Annotated in this window: 20 protein-coding genes and 1 pseudogene; 14 read left to right on the top strand and 7 right to left on the bottom strand. The window is 69.5% G+C overall.

Annotated features, from left to right (window positions below; all coding sequences use genetic code 11):
- Window positions 1-51: 51 nt before the first annotated feature.
- The gene (locus OHA88_RS16865) at window positions 52-1,200 is read right to left on the bottom strand and encodes a PucR family transcriptional regulator (RefSeq protein WP_328626142.1); all 1,149 of its coding nucleotides are present in this window, start codon (window positions 1,198-1,200) and stop codon (window positions 52-54) included.
- Between the two features lie 182 nt (window positions 1,201-1,382).
- Between OHA88_RS16865 and OHA88_RS16860 the strand changes: the two genes are divergently transcribed.
- Complete coding sequence (locus OHA88_RS16860; protein ID WP_093772361.1) at window positions 1,383-2,309, top strand: proline dehydrogenase family protein; 927 nt, start codon at window positions 1,383-1,385, stop codon at window positions 2,307-2,309.
- 52 nt (window positions 2,310-2,361) lie between these two features.
- A complete protein-coding gene (pruA, locus tag OHA88_RS16855; protein WP_267001526.1) occupies window positions 2,362-3,993 on the top strand; it encodes an L-glutamate gamma-semialdehyde dehydrogenase in 1,632 nt (543 codons plus the stop codon).
- 109 nt (window positions 3,994-4,102) lie between these two features.
- Here the strand turns inward: pruA and OHA88_RS16850 are convergent, their stop codons facing one another.
- Complete coding sequence (locus tag OHA88_RS16850; RefSeq protein ID WP_328626141.1) at window positions 4,103-4,573, bottom strand: DUF1877 family protein; 471 nt, start codon at window positions 4,571-4,573, stop codon at window positions 4,103-4,105.
- A gap of 355 nt (window positions 4,574-4,928) precedes the next feature.
- Between OHA88_RS16850 and OHA88_RS16845 the strand changes: the two genes are divergently transcribed.
- On the top strand, window positions 4,929-6,119 hold the full coding sequence (locus OHA88_RS16845; protein ID WP_328623815.1) for an IS110 family transposase: 1,191 nt from the start codon (window positions 4,929-4,931) through the stop codon (window positions 6,117-6,119).
- Between the two features lie 8 nt (window positions 6,120-6,127).
- Here OHA88_RS16845 and OHA88_RS16840 read toward each other — a convergent pair whose 3' ends face one another.
- The gene (locus tag OHA88_RS16840; RefSeq protein WP_328626140.1) at window positions 6,128-8,020 is read right to left on the bottom strand and encodes a glycoside hydrolase family 97 protein; all 1,893 of its coding nucleotides are present in this window, start codon (window positions 8,018-8,020) and stop codon (window positions 6,128-6,130) included.
- 160 nt (window positions 8,021-8,180) lie between these two features.
- Window positions 8,181-8,462, bottom strand: coding sequence for a hypothetical protein (locus OHA88_RS16835; RefSeq protein ID WP_328626139.1), 282 nt, complete (start codon window positions 8,460-8,462; stop codon window positions 8,181-8,183).
- 100 nt (window positions 8,463-8,562) lie between these two features.
- On the opposite strand from OHA88_RS16835, the gene OHA88_RS16830 reads away from it, so the two are divergent.
- Complete coding sequence (locus OHA88_RS16830) at window positions 8,563-9,108, top strand: GNAT family N-acetyltransferase (protein ID WP_328626138.1); 546 nt, start codon at window positions 8,563-8,565, stop codon at window positions 9,106-9,108.
- Between the two features lie 299 nt (window positions 9,109-9,407).
- Here the strand turns inward: OHA88_RS16830 and OHA88_RS16825 are convergent.
- Window positions 9,408-9,596 (bottom strand): annotated as a pseudogene (locus OHA88_RS16825) (phospholipase domain-containing protein); the annotation flags it as partial.
- Between the two features lie 119 nt (window positions 9,597-9,715).
- Between OHA88_RS16825 and OHA88_RS16820 the strand changes: the two are divergent.
- Together OHA88_RS16820 and OHA88_RS16815 are read left to right on the top strand one after the other, a co-directional pair.
- Window positions 9,716-10,198, top strand: a complete 483-nt coding sequence (locus OHA88_RS16820; protein ID WP_443044237.1) for a LysR family transcriptional regulator substrate-binding protein — start codon at window positions 9,716-9,718, stop codon at window positions 10,196-10,198.
- Window positions 10,199-10,382: 184 nt separating this feature from the next.
- Complete coding sequence (locus tag OHA88_RS16815; RefSeq protein ID WP_093772350.1) at window positions 10,383-10,511, top strand: hypothetical protein; 129 nt, start codon at window positions 10,383-10,385, stop codon at window positions 10,509-10,511.
- Window positions 10,512-10,528: 17 nt separating this feature from the next.
- On the opposite strand, the gene OHA88_RS16810 is transcribed toward OHA88_RS16815, so the two are convergent.
- Window positions 10,529-12,103, bottom strand: coding sequence for a purple acid phosphatase family protein (locus tag OHA88_RS16810; protein WP_328626137.1), 1,575 nt, complete (start codon window positions 12,101-12,103; stop codon window positions 10,529-10,531).
- A 128-nt stretch (window positions 12,104-12,231) separates the two neighbouring features.
- Between OHA88_RS16810 and OHA88_RS16805 the strand changes: the two genes are divergently transcribed.
- From OHA88_RS16805 to cimA, 8 genes are all read left to right on the top strand, one after another.
- Window positions 12,232-13,272 carry a 3-isopropylmalate dehydrogenase gene (locus tag OHA88_RS16805; RefSeq protein ID WP_326605914.1) on the top strand — a complete coding sequence of 347 codons (1,041 nt, stop codon included), beginning with the start codon at window positions 12,232-12,234 and terminating at the stop codon, window positions 13,270-13,272.
- Between the two features lie 241 nt (window positions 13,273-13,513).
- Entirely contained in the window at window positions 13,514-14,602 is a 1,089-nt protein-coding gene (locus tag OHA88_RS16800; protein ID WP_328626136.1) for a branched-chain amino acid aminotransferase, read from the top strand.
- 260 nt (window positions 14,603-14,862) lie between these two features.
- Window positions 14,863-15,558 (top strand): urease subunit gamma, encoded by a 696-nt coding sequence (ureA, locus tag OHA88_RS16795; RefSeq protein ID WP_328626135.1) that lies wholly within the window; start codon window positions 14,863-14,865, stop codon window positions 15,556-15,558.
- Window positions 15,558-17,240 carry an urease subunit alpha gene (locus OHA88_RS16790; RefSeq protein WP_328626134.1) on the top strand — a complete coding sequence of 561 codons (1,683 nt, stop codon included), beginning with the start codon at window positions 15,558-15,560 and terminating at the stop codon, window positions 17,238-17,240. Before ureA ends, OHA88_RS16790 begins: the two co-directional genes overlap by 1 nt.
- A 19-nt stretch (window positions 17,241-17,259) precedes the next feature.
- The gene (locus OHA88_RS16785) at window positions 17,260-18,279 is read left to right on the top strand and encodes an agmatine deiminase family protein (protein WP_328626133.1); all 1,020 of its coding nucleotides are present in this window, start codon (window positions 17,260-17,262) and stop codon (window positions 18,277-18,279) included.
- Between the two features lie 97 nt (window positions 18,280-18,376).
- A complete protein-coding gene (locus OHA88_RS16780) occupies window positions 18,377-18,976 on the top strand; it encodes a TetR/AcrR family transcriptional regulator (RefSeq protein WP_328626132.1) in 600 nt (199 codons plus the stop codon).
- Between the two features lie 237 nt (window positions 18,977-19,213).
- On the top strand, window positions 19,214-20,551 hold the full coding sequence (locus OHA88_RS16775; RefSeq protein WP_328626131.1) for an MFS transporter: 1,338 nt from the start codon (window positions 19,214-19,216) through the stop codon (window positions 20,549-20,551).
- Window positions 20,552-20,829: 278 nt separating this feature from the next.
- Window positions 20,830-22,437 (top strand): citramalate synthase, encoded by a 1,608-nt coding sequence (gene cimA, locus OHA88_RS16770; RefSeq protein ID WP_328626130.1) that lies wholly within the window; start codon window positions 20,830-20,832, stop codon window positions 22,435-22,437.
- A gap of 73 nt (window positions 22,438-22,510) precedes the next feature.
- Here the strand turns inward: cimA and OHA88_RS16765 are convergent, their stop codons facing one another.
- On the bottom strand, window positions 22,511-24,379 hold the full coding sequence (locus tag OHA88_RS16765; protein ID WP_328626129.1) for a lectin: 1,869 nt from the start codon (window positions 24,377-24,379) through the stop codon (window positions 22,511-22,513).
- Window positions 24,380-24,568: the final 189 nt, after the last annotated feature.

Genomic DNA, 24,568 nt, shown 5'->3' with positions numbered 1-24,568 from the left:
CCGCTCTCCGGCCTCGCCCCAGGGGATGTCCGCCGAGGATGTACCAGTCCCCTAGAGCCGCGCCCTCTTCAGCGCCAAGTGCAGCAGCAGCCGGTCCTCGCCGTCGTTCAGATCCAGACCGGTGAGCTGCTCGACCCGGGACAGCCGGTAGTACAGCGTCTGGCGGTGGATGCCGAGTTCGGCCGCCGTGCGGCTCGCCTGGCCCGCGCAGTCGAGGAACACCTCGGCGGTGCGGGCCAGGTCCGTGTGCGAAGGGGCGAGCAGGGGGCGCACCGCGGGGTCCGGGGTGCTGTCCGCCGTCGGGGGGAGCGCGGTCAGCAGGCGGTACGGGCCGATGGCCGACCAGTCGGCGACCGGGCCGAAGCGCGGCTCCGCAGCCGCCGCGCGGGCCGCCGCCGAGGCCTCGTGCCAGGCCGCGGCCAGCTCCGGCAGGCCCCGGCGCGGGACCGCGACCCCGGCCGTGGCGGTCCGTCCCGCGGCGGTGCGCAGCCGGTCCGCCGCCGCCGTCGCCGGGTCCAGTACGTCGGGGGAGCGCAGCCGGATCAGTGCGGCCAGCGACAGGGTGCCCGCCCCCGCCGGTGACGGGACGGTGGACAGCGCCGCCGCGGACGGCACCGTACGGGCCGACGGGGTCTCGTCGGGCCACGGGGTCACACAGACCACCGTGTGCAGCCCGTCCGAGTCCGGGCCCAGCGCCTCCCGCAGCGCGGCCACCGCCATGTCGCGCTGCCAGCCGCGGCCGGCCGTCAGCACCGCGCCGAACTCCCGGGACAGATCCGCGCCGGCCCGCGCCTCGTCGGAGAGCAGTGCCCCGATCCTGGCCGCCACGTCCATCGCCGCGATCAGCTGTCCGTCGGTCGGCCCGGGGTCCGTGTCGAGCAGCCATACATAGCCGAGCACGACGCCCCGATGGCGTACCGGCAGGCAGATCCGGCCGCGGAACACCCCGGCCTCCGGGGCGGCGGGGATGCGGACCGGGCCGGTGGCGCGGGCGATACCGAAGCCCTCGAACCAGGCGCGGACCGCGGGTGTGGAGCGACGGGTGAGGATCGACCGGGTGCGGACCGGGTCCATCGCCGTGTCGTCGTCGCTGTCGTGCGCCCCGAAGGCGACCAGGCCGAAGTCCCGGTTCTCCAGTGTCGCGGGGGCGCCGAGCAGCGCGGAGATCTCGTCGACCAGCTCCTGGTAATCGCCCTTCACCCGGCCATTCTCCCACCCCTTCAGACATATGTCTGAGATCCAGGGCATGGATGCGTGACAGCTGTCGATGGCACATGATCGGAGGGATCCTTAGATTTCACGGTGGTTCTCCGTGCTGTACCGGTCTGATTCAGTTCCTGCCGGTACGGCCCTCGTTCATATCTTTCCGTTGGAGGTGCCCCGTGCTGGCTCCCGTGATCCTCGCTGCGTCGCGCAGTGACAAGATGCGCCGTTTCATCTCGGCTGCTCCGGGGACCAAGCAGGTCGTCGACCGGTTCATCGCCGGCGAGACGGTCGAGCAGGTCGTCCCGATCATCAAGGACGCCACCGGGAAGGGCCTCGAGGTCACCCTCGACGTCGTCGGCGAGGACATCACGACGCCCGAGCAGGCCACCGCCGCGCGCGACGCGTACCTGGAGCTGATCGACCGCCTGAAGGACCTCGGCCTGGGCACCAGGGCCGAGATGTCCATCAAGCTTTCGATGTTCGGCCAGGCCCTGGAGGGCGGCCACGAGATGGCGCTCGCCAACGTCCGCCCGGTCGTCGAGGCCGCGGCCGCGATCGGCACCACGGTCACTCTGGACGCCGAGGACCACACCACCCTCGACTCGATGTTCGCCATCCACGAGGAGCTGCGGAAGGACTTCCCGCAGACCGGCTGTGTCATCCAGGCCTACCTGTTCCGCACCGAGGACGACGCCCGCCGCCTCGCCGCCGCCGGCAGCCGCGTCCGCATCGTGAAGGGCGCCTACAAGGAGCCCGCCTCCGTGGCGTACCAGGACAAGGCCGAGATCGACAAGGCGTACGTCCGCATCCTGAAGACGCTCATGGAGGGCGAGGGCTACCCGATGATCGGGTCCCACGACCCGAGGCTCATCGCCATCGCGCAGGAGCTCGCCCGCAAGGCCGGGCGCAAACTGGACGAGTACGAGTTCCAGATGCTCTACGGGATCCGCAGCGACGAGCACGTCCGGCTCGCGGCCGAGGGCCACCGGATGCGTGTCTACACCGCGTACGGCACCGACTGGTACGGCTACTTCATGCGCCGTCTCGCGGAGAAGCCGGCCAACCTGCTGTTCTTCGCCCGCTCCATCCTCACCAAGGGCTGACCCGCCCGCCCCGCTGCCCCCCACCCCGCTGAAGCAAGGAGACAAGGCACTCATGGACGCTGTGACCCAGGTCCCCGCGCCGGTCAACGAGCCGGTCCACTCCTACGCCCCGGGTTCCCCGGAGCGCGCCCGTCTGGAGGCGAAGCTCAAGGAGCTCGCCGAGAACCCGATCGACCTGCCGATGACCATCGGCGGCGAGAAGCGGATGGGTGGCGGCGAGCGTTTCGACGTCGTACAGCCGCACAACCACAAGGCCGTCATCGGCACGTTCGCCGGCGCCACCGAGCAGGACGCGCGGGACGCGATCGACGCCGCCCTCGACGCCGCCCCGGCGTGGCGCGCGATGTCGTTCGACGACCGCGCCGCGATCATCCTGCGCGCCGCCGAGCTGCTGTCCGGCCCCTGGCGCGAGACGCTGGCCGCCTCGACCATGCTCGGCCAGTCGAAGACCGCCCAGCAGGCCGAGATCGACACCCCGTGCGAGCTCGTCGACTTCTGGCGCTTCAACGTGCACTACGCGCGCCAGATCCTGGCCGAGCAGCCGCCGGCCAACTCCCCGGGTGTGTGGAACCGCATGGACCACCGCCCGCTGGAGGGCTTCGTCTACGCGATCACGCCGTTCAACTTCACGGCCATCGCGGGCAACCTGCCCACCGCCCCCGCTCTCATGGGCAACGTCGTGGTGTGGAAGCCGTCCCCGACGCAGACCCACTCCGCCGTGCTGCTGATGCAGCTCCTGGAGGAGGCCGGTCTGCCCAAGGGCGTCATCAACCTGGTGACCGGCGACGGCATCGCCGTCTCCGAGGTCGCCCTGAACCACCGCGACCTGGCCGGTATCCACTTCACCGGCTCGACCCCGACCTTCCAGCACCTGTGGAAGACGGTCGGCAACAACATCGCCAACTACCGCACCTACCCGCGTCTGGTCGGCGAGACCGGCGGCAAGGACTTCGTCGTCGCGCACCCCAGCGCCGACCGCGCCGTCCTGAAGACCGCACTGACCCGTGGCTCCTTCGAGTTCCAGGGCCAGAAGTGCTCGGCCTCCTCCCGGGCGTACGTCCCGGCCTCCATCTGGAACTCCGGTTTCAAGGAGGAGTTCGCGGCCGAGGTCGACTCCATCACCATGGGTGACGTCACCGACCTGTCGAACTTCATCGGTGCCGTCATCGACGAGCGTGCGTTCGCCAAGAACAAGGCCGCGATCGACCGGGCCAAGGCCGACTCGTCCTGCACCGTCGTCGCGGGTGGCACGTACGACGACTCGGTCGGCTACTTCGTCCGCCCGACGGTCATCGAGTGCGCCGACCCGGCCAACGAGGTCTTCACGACCGAGTACTTCGGCCCGATCCTCGCGGTCCACGTGTACGAGGACGACAAGTACGACGAGATGCTGGAGCAGATGGAGTCGGTCTCCGACTACGCGCTGACCGGCTCGGTCATCTCGGGCGACCGCGCCGCGGCCGCGTACACGATGGAGAAGCTCCGCTACGCGGCGGGCAACTTCTACATCAACGACAAGTCGACCGGTGCCGTCGTCGGCCAGCAGCCCTTCGGTGGCGGCCGTGCCTCGGGCACCAACGACAAGGCGGGCGCCCCGCAGAACCTGCAGCGCTGGACGCTGACCCGCGCCATCAAGGAGACGCTGGTCCCGCCGACCGACTACACCTACCCCCACCAGGGCTGACGCCCTCCGGGGTGCGGCACACCCGCACCCCGCCACAGATCCCGCCCCCGCCCGGCTCCCCCAGCCGGTCGGGGGCGGATTCCATTTCCGCCCGTCGGTACGGGAAGCATCAGTACAGGAACCGCTTCACCACCGCGTCGCCCGCCTCGGCCGCCCGCCCGTAGAAGTCCAGCACCTGCCGGTAGTGCGCGGCGAAGACGGCGCGGACCTCGGCCTCCGGCCATCCCCAGTGCGCACCGACGCCCCCGTCGGCCGCGCGCCACAGCTCGTCGAACGGATGAGTGCGGAGGAATTCCGCCGCCTCCTGTACCTCCGAGGCCTCGAGAGTCACCGACGGCGCCTCGATCCCGGCCGGGTCCTCGTGGACGTTTCCGCCGAAGACCGGGAGCTCGCACCTGCCGTGGCCGGGCGGTGCGGTGAGGCACAGCTCGTGCACCTGGGAGAAATCCTTGGAGATGCTCAGATCCGTCTCCAGGCGGTCGAACTCGTCGTCGGTGTCGGCGAAGACCTCCGCCACTCCGGCGAAGTCCTGCGGCAGCCCGGCGGCCGGTACGGCCCGTGCCTGCATGCTGAAGCTCATTGTCGTCCCCTCCTGCCGGGCCGCTGTCCGCAGGCCCCCTGCTCATGAACAGTAGGGGCGCCCACCGACAACGGCCCGCGCCGGATGAGCCCGGTGGATGATCCGTCCCTCGCTACCGGTTCAGTGGTCCCTACCTTGTTGATCGGGATGAGCGAGCCATTCGTAGGGTTGGCTCACCCAGGGGTGTCGGGTGTGGCTTTCAGTGGTCTGCCGTCCGTGTGGCTTCCTACGATTCGCCGCCCGACACCCCCCGACGACTCGGCTGCTGATTAGGAATTGCGATCCGATCGCTGAGTAGGGACTCGCCAGCGAGGTCGTCTGTGGTGCATGTAGGCAAACGACCCGTGGAGAGCGCGTGACAGCGATCTGGGCCGGCATCGACGCCGGCAGGACCCATCACCACTGCGTGGTGATCGACGACACCGGCAAACGGCTGCTGTCGCGGCGCGTGGCCAACGACGAGCCGGAACTGCTGAAGCTCCTGGCCGATGTCCTCGCCCTGGGCGATGAGGTCACCTGGGGCATCGACCTTGCCGACGGCGGCGCCGCCCTGCTGATCGATCTGCTCCTCAACCACAGCCAGCACACGCTCTACATCCCTGGCCGAGCCGTCAGCCGCGCCTCCGAGGGCTACCGGGGCGAAGGCAAGACCGACGCCAAGGACGCCGCGATCATCGCCGACCAGGCCCGGATCCGCCGGGACCTGCAGCCCTTGCGGCCCGGCGACGAACTCGTCGCCGAGATCAAGGTACTCACCGGCCATCGCCGCGACCTCGCCGACGACCGCACCCGCGTGATCAACCGGCTCCACAACCACCTCACCAGCATCTTTCCCTCTCTGGACCGGGCACTGGACCTCACCAACACCGGCCCGCTGATCCTGCTGACCGGCTACCAGACCCCGGCCGCCATCCGCAGGACCGGCGCCCGGCGACTGCAGACCTGGTTGCGCAACCGCAAGGTCCGCGGTGCTGCCCAGCTCGCAGAGACGGCCCTGGCGGCTGCCGAGAACCAACACACCAGCGTGACCGGGGAGAAGCCGACGGCCCAGCTCGTGCACACGCTCGCCAGGGAGGTAATGCGCCTCAATGAGCAGATCGCCGAGACCGACAAGCTCATCGAGGCCCGGTTTCGCGAGCACAAACACGCTGAGGTGATCGCGAGCATGCCCGGCATCGGACCCCTGCTCGGCGCCGAGTTCCTCGCCGCCACCGGCGGCGACATGACGGCCTTCGATAGCCCGGACCGCCTCGCCGGGTTCGCCGGCGTCGCCCCCGCTCCGCGTGACTCGGGCAAGATCAGCGGCAACCTGCACCGGCCCAGACGTTACAGCCGACGCCTCCAGCGCGTGTTCTATACCTCGGCGTTGATCAGCATCCGCTGCTGCGAGGAGTCCCGCCGCTTCTACGACCGCAAACGCGCCGAAGGCAAACGCCATACCCAGGCCGTCCTCGCCCTCGCCCGCCGCCGGGTCAACGTCTTGTGGGCCCTGTTGCGCGACGGACGGTGCTACGAACCCATACCCCCCATCACGAACGCCGCTTGACAAAAAGATTAGGAATCGCAGGAGGTACGGCCCGGGGACCAGCGGCAGGCCACCGCGGCGAAGCCGCCGTCGGAAACCACATCCACCGACAGGGTGTCGCCGCCCCGCACCGTGCGGGCCGTGCGCACCGGTCCGGCCGGTCCGTCCGTCACCGTCTCGACCAGCCAGCGTCCGGATCCGATCCGCAGCGGCACCTCGGCGGTGTGCGCCGCACCCGCGTACATGCCGCCGATGAACCACCTGCTGCCGGACCGGCGGCCCAGCACCGCACTGCTCCCAGGCTCCCCGGCCAGCAGCCGCGTACTGTCCCAGGCGTCCGGCAACTGCTCCAGGAAGTGCCGGGCCTCCGGGCGCGCCTCGTACGACTCGGGCGTGCCCGCCAGGTTCTGGATGCCGGACTCGTACAGGACGGAGAGCCCCAACTCGCTTGCGTCGGAAGCGGCGTTGGGCCGGTTCGGGCGGTGGAAGGCGCCGGGGGTGAAGTCCATGGAGCCGATCACGTTGCGGGTGAAGGGGAGCGTGGTCAGGTGCTGGGCGGTGTTCGTCTTCTTCTCCTCACCGTTGACGCCCTCCAGTGACATGACGTGCGGCCAGGTGCGCTGGATGCCCTTGGGGATCGTGGAGCCGTGGAAGTTGACCAGGAGGTGGTGGGCCGCCGTCTCCGGGAGGATCCGGTCGTACCACTGGAACGTCTCCTGCGCCTCCGAGTCCATGAAGTCGATCTTCACGCCCTTGACGCCCCACTTCTCCAGCGTCGGAAGCCACTGGGCCCGCTCCTCGGCGGTGTCGAGGTCGCGGTGGTGGATCCAGACCTGGATGCCCACGCCCCGTTCCCTGCCGTAACGCACCAGTTCCGGGATCCAGCTGTGGGTCTGCCAGTCGGGGTCGGTGACGTCCCACTGCGCCGGGTCGAAGTACCAGCCCGCGTCGACCACGGTGTACGGCCAGTGGCGGGCAGCCGCGTAGTCGACGTATCCCTTCTGTATCTCCAGGCTCTGCCCTGCCTCACGCCCGCCCGCGAGCCAGGTCCACAGGGCGCGGCCCGGCTTGATCCAGGAGGTGTCGTGGATCCTGGACGCCGGGGCGAGGTCGTCGGTGAACGTCGACTCGGTGACGGTCGCCAGGTCGCCGGTGACCACGGCGCGCCACGGGGTGGTGAGCGCACCGGCCGTCTGCACCTGCGGGTCCCAGAGTTTGACGCGGTAGGTGGAGGACCCCGCGTCGTGGGCCAGCCGGGCCCCGGAGTAGCTGCCGGTGAGATCGGACTCGGCCACCAGGGCATAGCTGTTCCCGGTACGGAACAGTGCCTGCATCATGTACTCGCCGGCCGGGGCGCCGGCCGCCGTGTACGCGTTGAAGAGGTTCTCGTTGTCCTTGCGGTAGGCGCCGAGCCAGGCGGAGGAGCCCTCGGGCAGGGTGAACGCCGAGGTCTCCCGCAGAACGTTGCCCGTGGCGCCCGGCAGGTCGTACCGGTACGCGACCCCGTCGGCCGACGCCCGCACGACCACGTCGAGCCGGGCGCCCGCCCCGGTGCGGAAGCGGAAGCGTGCCTCACGCATGTGTACGGTGCGGTTGCGGGCCTTGCCCGCGGCGGTTCGGTAGTGCTCGTCGACCGTGCGGTCGCTGCGGCCGAGGAACGACAGCCCGGTGGAGAAGTCGGCCCGCTCGGTGACGATACCGACGGGCGAGGGGGCGAGCACGGTCTCACCGGCGCGGGAGACGGACAGGTCCAGTGCCCCGCTCGCCCGGTCCAGTCGCAGTTCGGCGGTGGGCCCGCCGGGTCTGTCCCGTACCGTCCATCCGGCCTCCTCGGCGCGCGCGTCGACGGCGAGCAGCAACGTCGATGCGAGGGCGCCGCAGAGGACGATCGAAAGTGTCCTGATCCGGTTCCGTAATGACACGGGTCCTCCCTCAGTTCACGGCTCAGATGACGGATCAGTGATCCGATGACTGGGAGAATGGAGGGCCGTTGGTGGGCCGTCAAGGGTCCTGACGGTTAATACATCGGATCACTGGTGTGGATGGCTGAACGATGTCCAGGATCTCCTACTGTGTCATCGTTCAGTTCCAGCCGTGCACGATGAGCGAGGGTCCGGTCGCGAACCCGCCGCCGAGCAGGACCAGATACCGTCCGTAATGCCGCCGGTGGCGCCGCATCAGCAGCCCGAAGCCGGCGAAGCCCGGTCCCACCGTCAGCGTCCGTGAACCGCGCGCCGTCTCCGACGCGGCGAGCCACTCCGCCGCCCCGGTACCGGCCCGGCCCGTCTCGGCGCCGTACAGCGTGGCGCGGACACCGGAGAGCCGGTCCGCGTACCAGGGCTTCAGCGCGTAAAGGCCGGTCATGGACCCAACTCTCGTTCGGCGCGCCACTCTTCGACACGTGGCAGCTACTCAAATGCGCGCTGAGTACTTGATGGCGCAGGTGCCTGAGAGGCTGGGGGACATGACTGAGCCGTTGTGGCACACCGTGCACACCTACGAGCTGACCCCGACCGCCCGCGACGGGATCCGCGCCTTCCTCGACACCGCCTTCGAGGGTGGCTTCAGCGACGACGACTGGGACCACACCCTGGGCGGCATCCACGCCTACGCACGCGACGGCAGCGGGCTCCTCGCGCACGGCAGTGTCGTCCAGCGCCGGGTGATCCACGCCCACCGCTCGTACCGCATCGGATATGTCGAGGGTGTGGGGGTCCGCGCCGACCGGCGGCGTGAGGGGCTCGGCGGCCGGGTGATGACGGCGCTGGAGCGGGTCATCGACGGGGCGTACACCTTCGGGGCGCTGTCCGCCTCCGACACCGGGGCCGCGCTGTACGCGGCGCGCGGCTGGCAGGTGTGGCAGGGGCAGATCGGCGTGCAGGGGCTGAGCGGCGTGGTGCCGCTGCCGGACGAGGAGGGCAGCACGTACGTCCGTGGCGCGGCCGGACGCCCGCTGCCCTCCTCGTCCCGGAAGCTGATCTTCGACTGGCGTGACGGCGATGTGCTGTGACGGGACCTGCCGCAGTGCCACCGCGTCCCGGGCCGCGGTGGCACTGCAAGCAGGAGAGACGCGCCTGCAGCTGCTGAGGGCGGCGGCCTGCAGGACCTGATCGTCGGGGCACGGTAGTTGTTCGATCCGAGGGTGAACTTCACCGCTGCGGTGGACGCGTTGGACAGCCGGAACCAGATGGCGGTCCTGCCGGTGTCCGGTGCGGCGGCGACCTCCAAGGTCTTGCCGGGCTTCGTGGTGTCCCCGGTGAAGCGGCGAAGGAACCGGTTGGGGCCGGTCATGGTGATGTCGTACTTCCCGTCGCCGTACCCCGTACCGATGTTCAAGCAGTCGGACGCCGTTCCGCCCGCGTCGACCGTGTACTGCCAGGGTTCGGTCGAGCGGTACACGGTCGGCTGGATCGAGAGGTGCGCGGCGCTCCTTGCGGGGGCGCCCTGGTTGGCCATGGAGAACCAGGCCAGGATCTTCCCGGCGGTGCCGAACTCCAGCCGGTTCAGGTCCCCGTTCGTCCGGTAGGGCAGCGCGCGGGCCGGGCGGGTGCCGGGCTCCTGTGCGGGCAGCGCCGCTGGTCTGCGGGGCCGGGTTGGGCAGCGGGGCGCAGGTGCCGATGCCGATCACCTTGGCGGTGGAGGGCAGCGACGGCACTTCGTACACCGGATGCGCGAAGTCGAAGACCCCGGTCAGGTCACCGGTGACCTTGCGGCGCCAGGCGCTGATGGCTGCCCCTGGTCGACTGGCGGAGAACTGCACCTCGTACATCCGGGACCGGTGGGCCGCGCAGGAATGGATCCCGGCGGCGACGGTGGAGGCCGAGGACGACGGAGCGGTGCTCTCGATGGTGTCCCGTGGTCTCGGAATGGCGATCAGGCCGCAGCTCTCCCTGGAGGGAGTACCCGACAACGTCGAGATCACCGCTCTCGGACCGGAACGGTCGACTCGGCCCGTCGGCTATGTCACCACCGCTGAGCAGGCACGATCCCTGGCCGTGCGGGCCCTGATCCGGGAACTGCGGGCGGGCGGCGCCAAACCTCCGTCTCAGATAGTAGGAAGTCCGAGTAATTGTGGAGACAGACCGGCCGGGCTGCCCTAGCTTTGTAGAAGCCGAACGTCTCGCTAGATCCAGCGACTGGCGGTCGTGAGCACGTGCCCCGATGCAGGCAACCCCTGCGGCATCCGCTCCCCGCCCCTTCCGGCGCCTCGAAATCCCGATCTCGAAATCACGTTCACGATTTTTCGATCTCGAAATCCTCGCGATCTCAAGGAGTCGATCCACCATGGCCGAGACGACTGTCCGCCGCGTCCGTCACACCCACCGCCCGACCGAGTCGGAGCGCCAGAATGCCGCCGCCGCCCTGCAGCGAGCCCTCGACCGCAGGGACAACGGCGGCTCCACCGGTCACTGAGACCGGCGGGGTTCAGCTCATCCGCGGCTGATCTCGAAGTGGTCGATGCGCTCGCCCGACTCGGCGAGCGCAGTGACCTTCATCCGGGCGTGCCGCCCGGGCTCGACCTCGACCGCGAGGAACGAGAAGCCGGTGTAGCGCACCCGCGACCACTCCACGGTCTCGGTGGCCCTGCCGCCGCCCTTGACCACGTGGTACGTGTTCACGCTCTCCTGGTCCGCGACGTGCCCCTCGTACGTGTCCGGCGCCGGGAAGTCGTACAGCGCCTTGCCCGCTCCGCCCGCCGTGACGTACACGATGCCGTCCCGCGTCGGGTCGGTGCGTTCGCCGATCGGCACCTTCCGCGCGACCGCGTTCTTCAGGATCGCGTCGGTGCGCTCGTAGACGTGGTTGTGGCCATTGATGACCAGGTCCACCTGGTGCTTCTCGAAGAGCGGCACCCAGGCGTCCCGCACCCCGCCGTCCGAGGCGTGCGCGTTGGTCGTCGAGAAGGCGCAGTGGTGGAAGAACACGACGATGAAGTCGACGTCGTGACGGGCCCGCAGCTCACCGAGACGCCGGTCGAGCCAGCGGGTCTGCCCGCCGTCGCTGATCCCGAAGTTGGCGGGGATCTCGTACGAGACGTCGTTGGCGTCGAGCGCGACCACGCCGACATTGCCGTGCACGAACGAGTAGGCGCCGGGCTGGCCCACCGGGTCGGGGCCGTTGTCCGGCAGTGACCAGCGGGCGTTCTGGCCGCCGTAGCCGTCGGGCGAGTACCAGGCCTCCATGTCGTGGTTGCCGGTGGTCACCATCCACGGCACGGTCTTCGACACGGTTTCCGTCTGCGCCAGGAACTGGTCCCAGGTGCGGGCGTCGTACGTGTCGCTCGACTGGCCGGAACCGGACGGGTCGGCGTAGCAGATGTCGCCCGCGTGCAGGTGGAAGGCCGGGTTCTGGCCCAGGATCAGCTGGTCGTTGCCGAGGGCGTGATAGCTGACGCCCTGGTCGCCGAAGGCCGTGAAGGTGAAGGGCTCGGCGTGCGAGGGCGCGGTGGTGAAGGTGCCGAGAGCGCCCAGGTTGCGGGTGTCGGCCGGGTCGAAGCCGTCGTGGCCGACGCCGTAGTAGTACGTCGTGCCGGGCTGCAGCCGGTCCAGTCCCGCGTGTACGTAGAACTGCTCGGCGGCCGCGATCTTGCCGTCGTTCAGCAGCGGGGTCGTCAGATGCCGCACCTCGGCGTCGATCTTCCGGCTCAGCGCCCACGGCTTGAGCCCGATCCGGATGTACGGGCGCCCGACGGCGAACGGAACCTGCCAGGAGATCCGCATCTGGGTCTTCGGGTCGGCGCCGTACGCGAGATGCCGGCCGAACGGGGCGACCAGCGAACCGTCCACCTGAGTGGAGGAGTTGCGCGAGGAGAGCACGGTGGGCGCGGCGTAGGCGGGCGAGGCGGCGAGCCCGGTGGAGAGGCCGGCGCCTACGACGGCGGCGGTCGCCGCACCGGCGCGGAGCGCGCCCCGCCGGGTGAGCCGGGTGCGCAGATAGTCGTGCTGCTCAGCCATGCTCATTCGGTCGGCGAGCTTCTCGGGGATACCGAAGCGAGGGATGTCCATGGCGAGAACATCCACCCGTCGGCTGACGCCTTCCGGTCGAGTGGGTGAACGGTACACGTACAGCTCCCCATGTGTCCGTATGGTGGACGCAAAATGTCATGGGGTGGGACGAGCAGTAAGGTGCCGATATGTCTCGCAGCATCAATCTCGCAGTGATCCCTGGTGACGGTATCGGCCAGGAGGTCGTGGCTCAGGGCCTCAAGGTCCTCAATGCTGTTCTCCCGCAGGATGTGAAGCTGGAGACCAAGGAGTTCGACTTCGGCGCCAAGCGGTACCACGCGACCGGTGAGACCCTCACCGACGCGGATGTCCAGGCGCTCAAGCAGCACGACGCAATCCTGCTCGGTGCGATCGGTGACCCCTCGGTCCCGTCCGGCGTCCTGGAGCGCGGCTTTCTGCTGAAGCTCCGTTTCCTCTTCGACCACCATGTGAACCTGCGGCCGTCGAAGCTCCTTCCGGGTGTCGCGACCCCGCTCAAGGGTCAGCCGGAGATCGACTTCGTCGTGGTCCGCGAGGGCACCGAGGGCCCGTACACCGGCAACGGCGGCTCGATCCGCACCGGCACCCCGCACGAGGTCGCCACCGAGGTCTCGGTCAACACCGCGTTCGGCGTCGAGCGTGTGGTCCGTGACGCCTTCGCCCGCGCCCAGGCACGCCCGCGCAAGAAGCTGACGCTGGTCCACAAGAACAACGTGCTGACCTATGCCGGGCACCTGTGGACCAACATCTTCAACAAGGTCGCGGCCGAGTTCCCGGACGTCACCACCGACTACCTGCACGTGGACGCGGCGACGATCTTCCTCGTCACGCAGCCCGAGCGGTTCGACGTGATCGTCACCGACAACCTCTTCGGCGACATCATCACCGACCTCGCCGCGGCCGTCTCCGGCGGCATCGGCGTCGCGGCCTCGGGCAACATCAACCCGAGCGGCGAGTTCCCCTCGATGTTCGAGCCGGTCCACGGCTCCGCCCCGGACATCGCGGGTCAGGGCAAGGCCGACCCCACGGCCGCGATCCTCTCCGTCGCCCTCCTGCTGCGCCACCTCGGCTACGAGGCCGAGGCCGTGCGCATCGAGGACGCCGTCTCCGCCGACCTCGCGGAGCGTGGCGACACCCCTCGTACCACCTCGGAAATCGGCGACGCGCTCGCGGTACGCGTAGCGAGCTGACCTGACGACTCCACTTCGAAGCCGCCGGGTCGCAACCGCACCCGGCGGCTTCTCCTGCGTGGTCCCGGGTGCCACCATCGATCCCTGGACCGCAATCACGTCATTTCGTGCATGGCCCCCATCGAGCGATAATCGAACGGGGCCGTGGCTTGTGATAAAGCTCGGACGTCCTAGCACCTGTCTGACAGGAGCGGCGTGAGCGCGGTCCCTCACACACAAAACCGGTGAAGGACACGCACTCATGACGACGCCCACGATCGAGCTCAAGCCTTCTTCCACCCCGCTGTCCGACGCGGAGCGCGAGGCGATCCTGGCCAACCCCGGATTCGGCCGCTACTTCACCGATCACATGGTGATCATCAAGTGGACCGAAGGCCGCGGCTGGCACGACGGCCAGCTCGTCCCCTACGGCCCGCTGTCGATCGACCCCGCCACCAACGTCCTGCACTACGCGCAGGAGATCTTCGAGGGGCTCAAGGCCTACCGCCAGCCCGACGGATCGGTGGCCACGTTCCGCCCCGAGGCCAACGCCAAGCGCTTCCAGCGTTCCGCGCACCGTCTCGCCATGCCCGAGCTGCCGGTGGAGACGTTCATCGAGGCGTGCGACGTGCTGGTCCAGCAGGACAAGGCATGGGTTCCGGCGCACGGCGGCGAGGAGTCGCTCTACCTGCGCCCCTTCATGATCGCGTCCGAGGTCGGCCTCGGTGTGAAGCCCGCCAACGAGTACCTCTTCATCGTCATCGCCTCGCCCGCCGGCGCCTACTTCCCCGGCGGTGTGAAGCCGGTCTCCATCTGGCTCTCCGAGAACCGGGTCCGCGCCGTCCCCGGCGGCATGGGCGACGCCAAGACCGGCGGCAACTACGCCGCGTCCCTCCTCGCCCAGGCCGAGGCCGCCGAGAAGGGCTGCGAGCAGGTCGCCTACCTCGACGCGGTCGAGCACAAGTGGGTCGAGGAGCTCGGTGGCATGAACCTGTACTTCGTGTACGGGGACAAGATCGTCACCCCGGCCCTGACCGGCTCGCTGCTCGCCGGTGTCACCCGTGACTCGCTGCTCCGGGTCGCCCGTGACCTCGGCTACGAGTCCGAGGAGGGTCGCGTCTCCATCGACCAGTGGCGCGCCGACACCGAGAACGGCACCCTCACCGAGGTCTTCGCCTGTGGCACCGCGGCCGTCATCACCCCCGTCGGCGTCGTCAAGTCCGCGGGCGGCGAGTGGACCCAGAGCGACGGCAAGCCCGGCGAGGTCACGATGAAGCTGCGCGACCGGCTCCTCGACGTCCAGCGCGGTATCGCGGAGGACACCCACGGCTGGATGCACCCGCTCGGGTGATTCACGGTCCCGTACGACTTCGCCCGCCCCGGCAGCCGCCAGGGCGGGCGAAGTCGTTTTTGCGCGCGGCCGCCCCCGCGTGCCGGTCGCCCGGGCTGACGGCTTTCGGGACGAGGTCGCGCGGAGCGCTGCGCGCACGAGTCCATCCCTGCCCGACGATTTGAGTGCCGCTCTATGTGATGCCGAGTGCGCGCCTCACCAATGGTTTTCATACGGGGAATCCATGGTTAGAGTGATGCTCAAACAGGAGGTGTGGTGACGTGCGACTGACCCCGACCGAGCGTGACCGGCTGCTGCTCTTCGGCGCCGCCGAACTGGCACGGGCACGCCGCGCGCGTGGCCTGAGGCTCAATATCCCCGAGGCGACCGCGCTCATCGCGGACACCGTCTGCGAGGCGGCCCGGGACGGGCGGCGGCTCGCGGAGGCGATCGACGCCGCGCGCAGCGTGCTGGGACCCGACGACGTCCTGCCCGGCGTGGCGGACGTGGTCACGGAGGTGCATGTGGAGGCCGTCTTCGACGACGGGTCCCGGCTCGCCGTCGTCTCCGACCCCATAGGCGCCGGCACCGGAGTACGGCCGGCGGACGCCGCGCCCGGCGCCGTACTGCCCGCACCGCCGCACGCCGAGCCCCGGCCCGAATTGCGGCTGACCGTGCGCAACACCGCGACCGTCCCGGTCAGCGTCACCTCGCACTTCCACTTCTTCGAGGCCAACCCGCGGCTCGACTTCGACCGGGCCGCGGCGTACGGAATGCGGCTGTGCGTCCCGGCCGGAGCGTCGGTCCGCTTCGACCCGGGCGGCGAGACCGAGGTCGGCCTGCTGCCGATCGGCGGCGCCCGGATCGCGATCGGCTTCGCGGGTCTGGTCGACGGTCCGCTGGACGCGCCCGGAGCGAAGGAAGAGGCCCTGCGGCGTGCGGCGGCCTGCGGCTATCTCGGAGCGGAGGACGCCTGATGGACCCCTATGCATACGCATCGGTCCACGGGCCGCGCGCCGGCGACCGGGTCGTCCTCGGCGACTCCGGCCTGGTGGTGCGCGTCGAGTCGGACGCGCAGGCGCCCGGCGACGAGTTCCTGGCCGGTTTCGGCAAGACCGCGCGCGACGGCCTGCACCTCAAGGCCGCCGCCGTACGCGACACCTGTGACGTCGTCATCAGCAATGTGCTGGTCATCGACGCGGCGCTGGGCATCCGGAAGGTCTCCATCGGCATCCGCGAAGGCCGGATCTGCTCGATCGGACGGGCCGGGAACCCGGACACGCTCGACGGCGTGGACGTCGTCGTCGGTACGGGCACCACGATCGTGTCCGGCGAGGGCATGATCGCCACGGCCGGCGCCGTCGACACCCATATCCATCTGCTCTCGCCGCGCATCATGGAGGCCTCGCTCGCCTCCGGTGTCACCACCGTCATCGGCCAGGAGTTCGGCCCCGTCTGGGGCGTCGGTGTCAACTCGCCGTGGGCGCTGCGCCACGCCTTCAACGCCTTCGACGCCTGGCCGGTCAACATCGGCTTCCTGGCCCGCGGTTCGTCCTCCGACGACGCGCCGCTGGTGGAGGCGCTCGCCGAAGGCGGCGCGTCCGGCTTCAAGGTGCACGAGGACATGGGCGCGCACACCCGGGCGCTCGACACGGCCCTGCGGGTCGCCGAGGAGCACGACGTACAGGTCGCGCTCCACAGCGACGGGCTGAACGAATGCCTTTCCGTCGAGGACACCCTGCGCGTCCTGGACGGCCGGACGATCCACGCCTTCCACATCGAGGGCTGCGGGGGCGGGCACGTACCGAACGTCCTCAAGATGGCGGGCGTCCCGAACGTCATCGGCTCCTCCACCAATCCGACCCTGCCGTTCGGCCGGGACGCGGTCGCCGAGCACTACGGGATGATCGTCTCCGTACACGACCTCAAGACCGACCTGCCCGGGGACGCCGCCATGGCGCGGGACCGGATCAGGGCCGGGACGATGGGCGCCGAGGACGTGCTGCACGACCTCGGCGCGATCGGCATCACCTCGTCGGACGCCCAGGGGATGGGGCGCGCGGGCGAGACCGTACGCCGCACCTTCGCCATGGCCGGGAAGATGAAGGCCGAGCTGGGCCCGATGGAGGGCGACGGCGCGCACGACGACAACGCCCGGGTGCTGCGCTACATGGCGAAGCTGACGATCAACCCCGCCATCGCGCACGGTCTCGCGCACGAGATCGGATCGATCGAGGTGGGCAAGCTCGCCGACATCGTGCTCTGGAAGCCGCAGTACTTCGGTGCCAAGCCCCAGCTCGTGCTGAAGTCGGGCTTCCCGGCCTACGGAGTGACGGGCGACCCCAACGCCGCGACCGACACCTGTGAACCCCTCGTCCTGGGACCGCAGTTCGGAGCGTACGGCGCGACCCCCGCGGACCTCTCGGTGGCCTTCGTGGCAAAGGCCGCGACCGAGCTGGGCTCCGACCAGATGCCGACGCGACGGCGCAGGGTCGCCGTACGCGGCACCCGCGGGATCGGCCCGGCCGATCTCCGGCTCAACTCCCGTATCGGGGACGTGGCGGTGGACGGGCACAGCGGCCTGGTCACGCTGGACGGTGACCCGGTGCGCTCGGGACCCGCCGAATCGATCTCCCTCAACCGTCTCTATTTCCTGTAAGAACGAGGAGTCCGACGACATGAGCTTCCGTATGCCGCCCGAGTGGGCCCCGCACGAGCGCACCTGGATGGCCTGGCCGGGACCCAACGTCACGTTCACCGGTGACGACCTCGCCGAGTCCCGCAGGGCATGGGCCTCGGTGGCCCGCGCCGTACGCCGCTTCGAGCCGGTCACCATGGTCGTCGGTCCCGGCCAGGCGGAGGACGCCCGCGCCGCACTCGGACCGGACATCGACCTGGCCGAGCGCGAACTGGACGACGCCTGGATGCGTGACATCGGTCCGACCTTCGTCACTGACGGCAGCCAACTGGCCGCCGTGGACTGGGTCTTCAACGGCTGGGGCGCACAGGACTGGGCGACCTGGGAACACGATGCGAAGATCGCGCGTCATGTCGCGGATCTCGCAGGGGTCCCCGTGCACAGTTCGCCGCTGGTCAACGAGGGCGGCGGCATCCACGTCGACGGCGAGGGCACCGTCCTGCTCACCGAGACCGTCCAGCTCGGCAAGGAACGCAACCCGGGCTGGACCAAGGAAATGGTCGAGGCCGAGATCCACGCCAGGCTGGGCACCACGAAGGCGATCTGGCTGAAGTGCGGTCTGACCGGCGACTACCCGCCGCACGGCTTCGGCACCCTCGGCCATGTCGACATCGTCGCCGCGTTCGCCGGCCCCGGAGTCGTCGTCGTCCACACCCAGCCGGACCCGTCCCACCCCGACCACGAGCTCTGCAAGGAGAACGTGGAGATGCTCAGGTCCCGGACCGACGCCCGGGGCCGTCCCCTGGAGGTCGTCGAGGTCCCTGCCCCGACCGTGGTGCAGGACGAGGACGGTCACTGGGTCGACTACTCGTACATCAACCACTACGTCTGCAACGGCGGCGTGGTGCTGTGCGGCTTCGACGACCCCCGCGACGAGATCGCCGCGGGCATCTTCCGCCGCCTCTACCCCGAGCGGACCGTGACCCTGGTCGACGCACGTACGATCTTCGCGGGTGGTGGAGGCATCCACTGCATCACGCAGCAGCAGCCGAGGGTCTGATGGATTCCGTGGAGAGCAACGTCCGGCAGGCCGTACAGGGCCACGCGCTCCGGCGCATCCACCCGGTGCCGGACGGCTGGACCGCGGGAGCCCTCCGATGACCCCCGCCCCGCGCCGCCGCAACACCGCCCCGCCCCGGGAGGAGGTGCTGGCCGCCGCCATGGCGACCATCGCCGAACGCGGTCTGGACGGCCTAACGATGGCCGGTCTCGGCCGTGAGGTCTCCATGAGCAGCGGGCATCTCCTCTACTACTTCCGCACCAAGGACGAGCTGCTGCTGCAGGCCCTGGAGTGGAGCGAGGGCAGGCTCGGCGCACAGCGGAGCGAACTGCTGGCCCGGCAGACCCCGGTCCGCGAGCGGCTCGACGCGTACGTCGATCTGTATATCCCGGACGGCCACCGCGATCCGCACTGGACGCTCTGGCTGGAGGTCTGGAACCGCTCGCAGAACGCCGACGCCGACGCGCGTGCCCGGCAGGCCGCCATCGAGCGGGCCTGGCACCGGGACCTGGTGGCGCTGCTGGCGGAGGGCGCCTCGCGCGGGGAGTTCCGGGCCGTCGACGCCGAACGGTACGCGACCCGGCTGCGCGCCCTGCTCGACGGGTTCAGCATCCATGTGGCGATCGGCCTGCCGGGCACCGACCGGGGCGGAATCCTCGCCCATGTACGGGAGTTCCTGGACGAGTCGCTCGTCTGACGCCGCCACCCGTCAGCGCTGTGCAAGCCGGCTGCGCATCAGCGCGAGCGCGTCCTCGGCACCGAGGTGGTCTCGCGGACGACCGGCAACCGCGCCGCCCCGCCGCCGATCGGGTGGACCGGACCGCCGTCGCCGCGGCTGTTCGCCCGGCCGTGAACGCAACGCACGTAAGTACGCATGATCGTTGCCCTATGCACTCTTGTTACGTTCCTGGCCGTTGGGGCACGGTGACAGACCATGGGACGAGAGCAGTGGAAGAAAATCTGGGTCGGCTCGGCCGGCAACATGGTCGAGTGGTTCGACTGGTTCGTGTACGCGACCTTCGCGGTCTACTTCGCGGATTCGTTCTTCCCCGAAGGCAATGAGACCGCGAATCTCATGAACACCATGGGCATCTTCGCCGTCGGCTTCTTCATGCGGCCGGTCGGCGGCTGGCTGCTCGGCCGGATCGGTGACCGCAAGGGGCGCAAGGCCGCGCTGACCCTCACCGTCACCCTCATGTCGGCCTCCGCGATCCTCATCGCCATCGCGCCGACCTATGCCGTGGCGGGGTACGGCGGCGTCGCCGTCCTGCTGGTGGCCCGGCTCCTCCAGGGCCTCTCGGTCGGCGGTGAGTACGCGGCCAGCGCCACGTACCTCACCGAGGCGTCCGCACCCCACCGGCGCGGCTTCGCCTCCAGCTTCCAGTACGTGTCCATGACCGCAGGACAGCTCGTCGGCCTCGGCCTGCAGATCGTCCTGCAGCGCAACATGTCCGACGCGGCGCTGCACAGCTGGGGCTGGCGCATCCCGTTCGTCGTCGGTGCGCTCGGCGCGGCCATCGTCTTCTATCTGCGCCGCTCCATGCTGGAGACCGAGGTGTACGCCGAGTCCGGCGCGGCCGCCGAGCAGGACCGGGGCACGCTGAAGGTGCTGTGGAAGCACAAGCGCGAGGCGTTCCTGGTGATGGCGCTGACCATGGGCGGGACCGTTGCGTACTACACGTACACGACCTACCTCACCAAGTTCCTCTCCAGGAGCGCCGGCATGGAGAAGTCCACCGCCTCGCTCGTCAGCTTCTGCGCCCTGTTCGTCTTCATGTGCATCCAGCCGCTGGCCGGCATGGTCTCCGACCGGGTCGGCCGCCGCCCGCTGCTGATCACCTTCGCCGTCGGCTCCACCTTCCTGACCGTGCCGATCATGACGATGCTCAAGAACGCGGGGACCTTCTGGCCCGCGTTCGGCCTGGCGCTCCTCGCTCTGGTCGTCGTCACCGGCTACACCTCGATCAACGCCTGTGTGAAGGCCGAGCTCTTCCCGACCGGCATCCGCGCCCTCGGTGTCGCCCTCCCGTACGCCCTTGCCAACGCCCTCTTCGGCGGCACCGCCGAATATGTGGCGCTCTGGTTCAAGGACGCGGGCATCGAGTCGGGCTTCTACTGGTACGTGGCGGGCTGCGCCGCGGTCTCCCTCGTCGTCTATCTGACGATGCGCGAGACCCGCGACATCGACCTGGGCAGGGTCGGCGCGGCCGACCGGAAGACCGGGCAGGCGACGGAGCCTTCCGGGGCGGCGAGCGTCACGCCCGCATCCTGAGACGGGCGACGGCACGGAGGCAGTGCTGTGCGAGACTGCCTCCGTGTCCTTGTTCGTCATGATTATTGGCAACAGGCGCGCCGGTCCGCAGTGACCGTCCCGTACCACCAGATGCGGAGCGGCCACCGTGCCCCAGACCCGCGCGCAGACCTCTCGCACCCGCGAGGGGTTTTTTCGTTTTCCGGCCCTCACCTCGGCCGGGCCGATGCGCGCGCGATGATGGGGGCAAGTGGAGCCCGATCGTCCGGATCCACTCATCCGACAGGAGTCAGATCAGCATGACCACCAAGGCCAAGGCCACCGATGACAGCTTCCATGTCTTCGACACCACACTGCGCGACGGTGCACAGCGTGAAGGCATCAACCTGACGGTCGCGGACAAGCTGACCATTGCCCGGCACCTGGACAACTTCGGCGTGGGCTTCATCGAGGGCGGCTGGCCCGGAGCCAACCCCCGCGACACGGAGTTCTTCGCCCGCGCCCAGCAGGAGATCGAGTTCAAGAACGCCGAGCTGGTCGCCTTCGGCGCGACCCGCAGGGCGGGCGGCAAGGCCTCCGAGGACCCGCAGGTCAAGGCGTTGCTGGAGTCGGGCGCCCCGGTGATCACGCTGGTCGCCAAGTCGCACGACCGGCATGTGGAACTCGCCCTGCGCACGACGCTCGACGAGAACCTGGAGATGGTCCGCGACACCGTCTCCTACCTGCGCGAGCAGGGCCGCCGGGTGTTCGTCGACTGCGAGCACTTCTTCGACGGCTACCGCGCCAATCCCGAGTACGCCAAGAAGGTCGTCCGGGCCGCCTCCGAGGCCGGCGCCGATGTCGTCATCCTCTGCGACACCAACGGCGGGATGCTCCCCGCCCAGATCCAGGCCGTCGTCTCCACCGTCCTCGCCGACACCGGCGCCCGGCTCGGTATCCACGCCCAGGACGACACCGGCTGCGCGGTCGCCAACACCCTGGCCGCCGTCGACGCGGGCGCGACGCACGTCCAGTGCACGGCGAACGGCTACGGCGAGCGGGTCGGCAACGCCAACCTCTTCCCCGTCGTCGCCGCCCTGGAACTGAAGTACGGCAAGGCCGTCCTCCCCGACGGCGCACTCGCCGAAATGACCCGCATCTCGCATGCCATCGCCGAGGTCGTCAACCTCACGCCCTCCACGCACCAGCCCTATGTGGGTGTCTCCGCCTTCGCCCACAAGGCCGGGCTGCACGCCTCCGCCATCAAGGTCGACCCGGACCTCTACCAGCACATCGACCCGGCGCTGGTCGGCAACACCATGCGGATGCTCGTCTCCGACATGGCGGGCCGCGCCTCCATCGAGCTCAAGGGCAAGGAGCTCGGCATCGACCTCGGGGGCGACCGCGAGCTCGTCGGGCGCGTCGTCGAGCGGGTCAAGGAGCGTGAGCTCCAGGGCTACACGTACGAGGCCGCCGACGCCTCCTTCGAACTGCTGCTGCGCGCCGAGGTCGAGGGCCGGGTACGCCGCTACTTCCGTACGGAGTCCTGGCGCGCGATCGTCGAGGACCGCCCCGACGGCACCCACGCCAACGAGGCGACCGTGAAGCTCTGGGCCAAGGGCGAACGTCTCGTCGCCACGGCCGAGGGCAACGGCCCGGTCAACGCGCTCGACCGGGCGCTGCGCGTCGCCCTGGAACGGATCTACCCGCAGCTCGCCAAGTTGGAGCTGGTCGACTACAAGGTCCGCATCCTGGAGGGCCGCACCGGCACCGAGTCCACCACCCGGGTGCTCATCACCACGGGCGACGGCACCGGCGACTGGGCGACCGTGGGCGTCGCGGAGAACGTCATCGCGGCCTCCTGGCAGGCGCTGGAGGACGCGTACACCTACGGCCTGCTGCGGGCCGGGGTCGAGCCCACGGAGTAGCCGGCCCGGCCAGGGGCGGACCCACGGAGCAGTCTCCGCGGGCCCGCCCCTCCCCCCGGACAGATCGGCCCCGTTACTGGAGATGCCACTTCTGGTTGGCGGCTCCGGTGCAGGTCCAGATCTGGGCGCGGGCCCCGTTCGCCGTCGACTGGTCGGTGATGTCCAGACACTTGTCCGCGGCCGTGTTGACGACGTCACCCGTCGAGGAGTTGTACGTCCAGCGCTGCGCCGACGAACCGTTGCAGGTGTACAGCTGCACCTTTGCGCCATTGGCCGTCGACGCGGACGTCACATCCAGGCAGGAGCCCAACGCCTGGATGGAACCGTCCGCTGCGACCGTCCAGCGCTGCGCCGCCGAGCCGTTGCAGTCATAGAGCTGGACGTCCGTCCCGTCGGCACTGCTGCCGCCCGCGACGTCCAGGCACTTGCCCGCAGGGCCCGAGAAGACGCCCGAGGTGCCGGTGGGGGCGGACGGACTGCCGGACCAGGTGAAGGTCGCCGAGGTGCGGCCCGGCAGCGAGTAGGTGAACTTCTGGCCGCCCCAGTTGACGGTGACCTGCTGCGCCGACGTACCGCCGTTGTACGCGATCAGCGCCTTCGAACCGTCCGGGTTGCGCCAGGCCACATTGGGCACGGTGGAGCTGGCCGTCGAAGCGATCCGCTGGGCGCCGGGCCGGACGAACTTCGTCAGATGACCCATCGTGTAGTACTCGATGTTGTAGTCGACCTGCCCGCTCCTGCTGTCCCCGTTGTGCACGGTGATCAGCCCGTCGCAGGTGCCGCAGCCGCCGTTGTGCGGGCCGCGGTTCTGGTCCACGGCCAGGGACCACTTGGTCACCGACTTCGCCCAGTTGCGGGTGTAGTCGACGATGTTGAGCATGTCCTCGCGCTGCTGGTCGGCGATCCAGGTGCCGCCCGAGTGCTCGGTCTGGAAGGCGTCCATCGTCGGGTACTGGTTGTGCACGGTGGTCTGCTTGGTGACGTCACCGCCGTAGCCGTGCCAGGCGACCCCGCCGAAGTTCGGGTGGTTGCGCACCGCCGGGTCGTCCACCGTGGCCGCCGCGTAGGCGTCGTAGGTGTCCCAGTTCCAGTCGTGGGCGAGGACCTTGGTGGCGAGCCCCGCGGACTGGAGTTTGGGCAGCAGCTCGCTCTTGGTGAAGTAGGCGAGCCCCGAGCCGTTCCAGCTCATCGACGGATAGCCGGAACAGCAGGTCGGTTCGTTCTGCGCGGTGACGTAGTCGACCGGAATGCCCTGGTCCCTGTACGCCTGGAGGTACTTCACGAAGTAGTCGGCGTAGGCGCCGTAGTTCTCCGCCTTCAGCCAGCCGCCGTTCAGCTGGCCGCTGTCCTTCATCCAGGCCGGCGCGGTCCACGGTGACGCGACCGTCGTCAGCGCCGGGTTGAGCTGCTTGGCCTGTTCGGTCAGCGGGAGCACGTCCTGCAGATCGTGTGCGATCGAGAATTTCGCCAGCGAGGGGTCGGTCTGGCCGGACGGTACGTCGTCGTACGTGTAGCCGGTCCTGGCGAGGTCCGATCCGCCCATCGGATTGCGTACGAACGAGAGCCCGATGCCCTCGGTGGGGGAGAAGAGCTTCCTCATCGTCGCGTCGCGGGTCGCCTGGCTGAGCGCCCCGCTGCTCTTCATCAAGTACGCGGCCGTGTCGGTGAACGAGGCGCCGCCGCCCGTGAACGTCTGGTAGCGGGTGCTCTCGTCGACCGTGATGTTCGTACCGCTGCCACCGTTACCGGAGCCGAAGACGACCGGGGTCTGTGCCTCCAGTCCGCGGGTGACATGCCGGCCACCGGCGTCGTCCGTCGTGGTCAGCGCGATGTTCACGGTCTCACCGGCGGCCTGCGCCGTACCGGACGAGAGCCCGCTGAGACCCGCGGCCGCGAGCACTGCGGCGACCAGCGCCCGAGCCGCTCTGCTTGATCTGATCATGGGCTGCTGCCTTTCTCGGCAGGGACTGTGGGGGAGTTGCCGTCGATCGAGGCGTGAGTGAACTGCTGTTATGGACTCGCGTCAAGGGGGCGTGCGTTCACAACTTGAACGCACAACACGTCCTGCCTGCTGGGGAGATGGGTACGGACCAATGTCGACGTGAAGTATTGACGGCACTGTTCCAGCGGG

It is taken from the genome of Streptomyces sp. NBC_00353 (assembly GCF_036108815.1).
GTDB lineage: Bacteria > Actinomycetota > Actinomycetes > Streptomycetales > Streptomycetaceae > Streptomyces.
The sequence above is the reverse complement of the archived record's forward strand: the minus strand, read 5'-3'. Positions and strand labels throughout refer to the sequence as shown.

Bases quoted from the DNA above. Each gene is read 5' to 3' on its own strand.
- pruA (WP_267001526.1), top strand. From the start codon at position 2,362: ATGGACGCTGTGACCCAGGTCCCCGCGCCGGTCAACGAGCCGGTCCAC.
- OHA88_RS16850 (WP_328626141.1), bottom strand. From the start codon at position 4,573: ATGAGCTTCAGCATGCAGGCACGGGCCGTACCGGCCGCCGGGCTGCCG.
- OHA88_RS16835 (WP_328626139.1), bottom strand. From the start codon at position 8,462: ATGACCGGCCTTTACGCGCTGAAGCCCTGGTACGCGGACCGGCTCTCC.
- OHA88_RS16830 (WP_328626138.1), top strand. From the start codon at position 8,563: ATGACTGAGCCGTTGTGGCACACCGTGCACACCTACGAGCTGACCCCG.
- OHA88_RS16820 (WP_443044237.1), top strand. From the start codon at position 9,716: ATGCCGATCACCTTGGCGGTGGAGGGCAGCGACGGCACTTCGTACACC.
- OHA88_RS16815 (WP_093772350.1), top strand. From the start codon at position 10,383: ATGGCCGAGACGACTGTCCGCCGCGTCCGTCACACCCACCGCCCGACC.
- OHA88_RS16810 (WP_328626137.1), bottom strand. From the start codon at position 12,103: ATGGACATCCCTCGCTTCGGTATCCCCGAGAAGCTCGCCGACCGAATG.
- OHA88_RS16805 (WP_326605914.1), top strand. From the start codon at position 12,232: ATGTCTCGCAGCATCAATCTCGCAGTGATCCCTGGTGACGGTATCGGC.
- OHA88_RS16800 (WP_328626136.1), top strand. From the start codon at position 13,514: ATGACGACGCCCACGATCGAGCTCAAGCCTTCTTCCACCCCGCTGTCC.
- OHA88_RS16790 (WP_328626134.1), top strand. From the start codon at position 15,558: ATGGACCCCTATGCATACGCATCGGTCCACGGGCCGCGCGCCGGCGAC.
- OHA88_RS16785 (WP_328626133.1), top strand. From the start codon at position 17,260: ATGAGCTTCCGTATGCCGCCCGAGTGGGCCCCGCACGAGCGCACCTGG.
- OHA88_RS16780 (WP_328626132.1), top strand. From the start codon at position 18,377: ATGACCCCCGCCCCGCGCCGCCGCAACACCGCCCCGCCCCGGGAGGAG.
- OHA88_RS16775 (WP_328626131.1), top strand. From the start codon at position 19,214: ATGGGACGAGAGCAGTGGAAGAAAATCTGGGTCGGCTCGGCCGGCAAC.
- cimA (WP_328626130.1), top strand. From the start codon at position 20,830: ATGACCACCAAGGCCAAGGCCACCGATGACAGCTTCCATGTCTTCGAC.
- OHA88_RS16765 (WP_328626129.1), bottom strand. From the start codon at position 24,379: ATGATCAGATCAAGCAGAGCGGCTCGGGCGCTGGTCGCCGCAGTGCTC.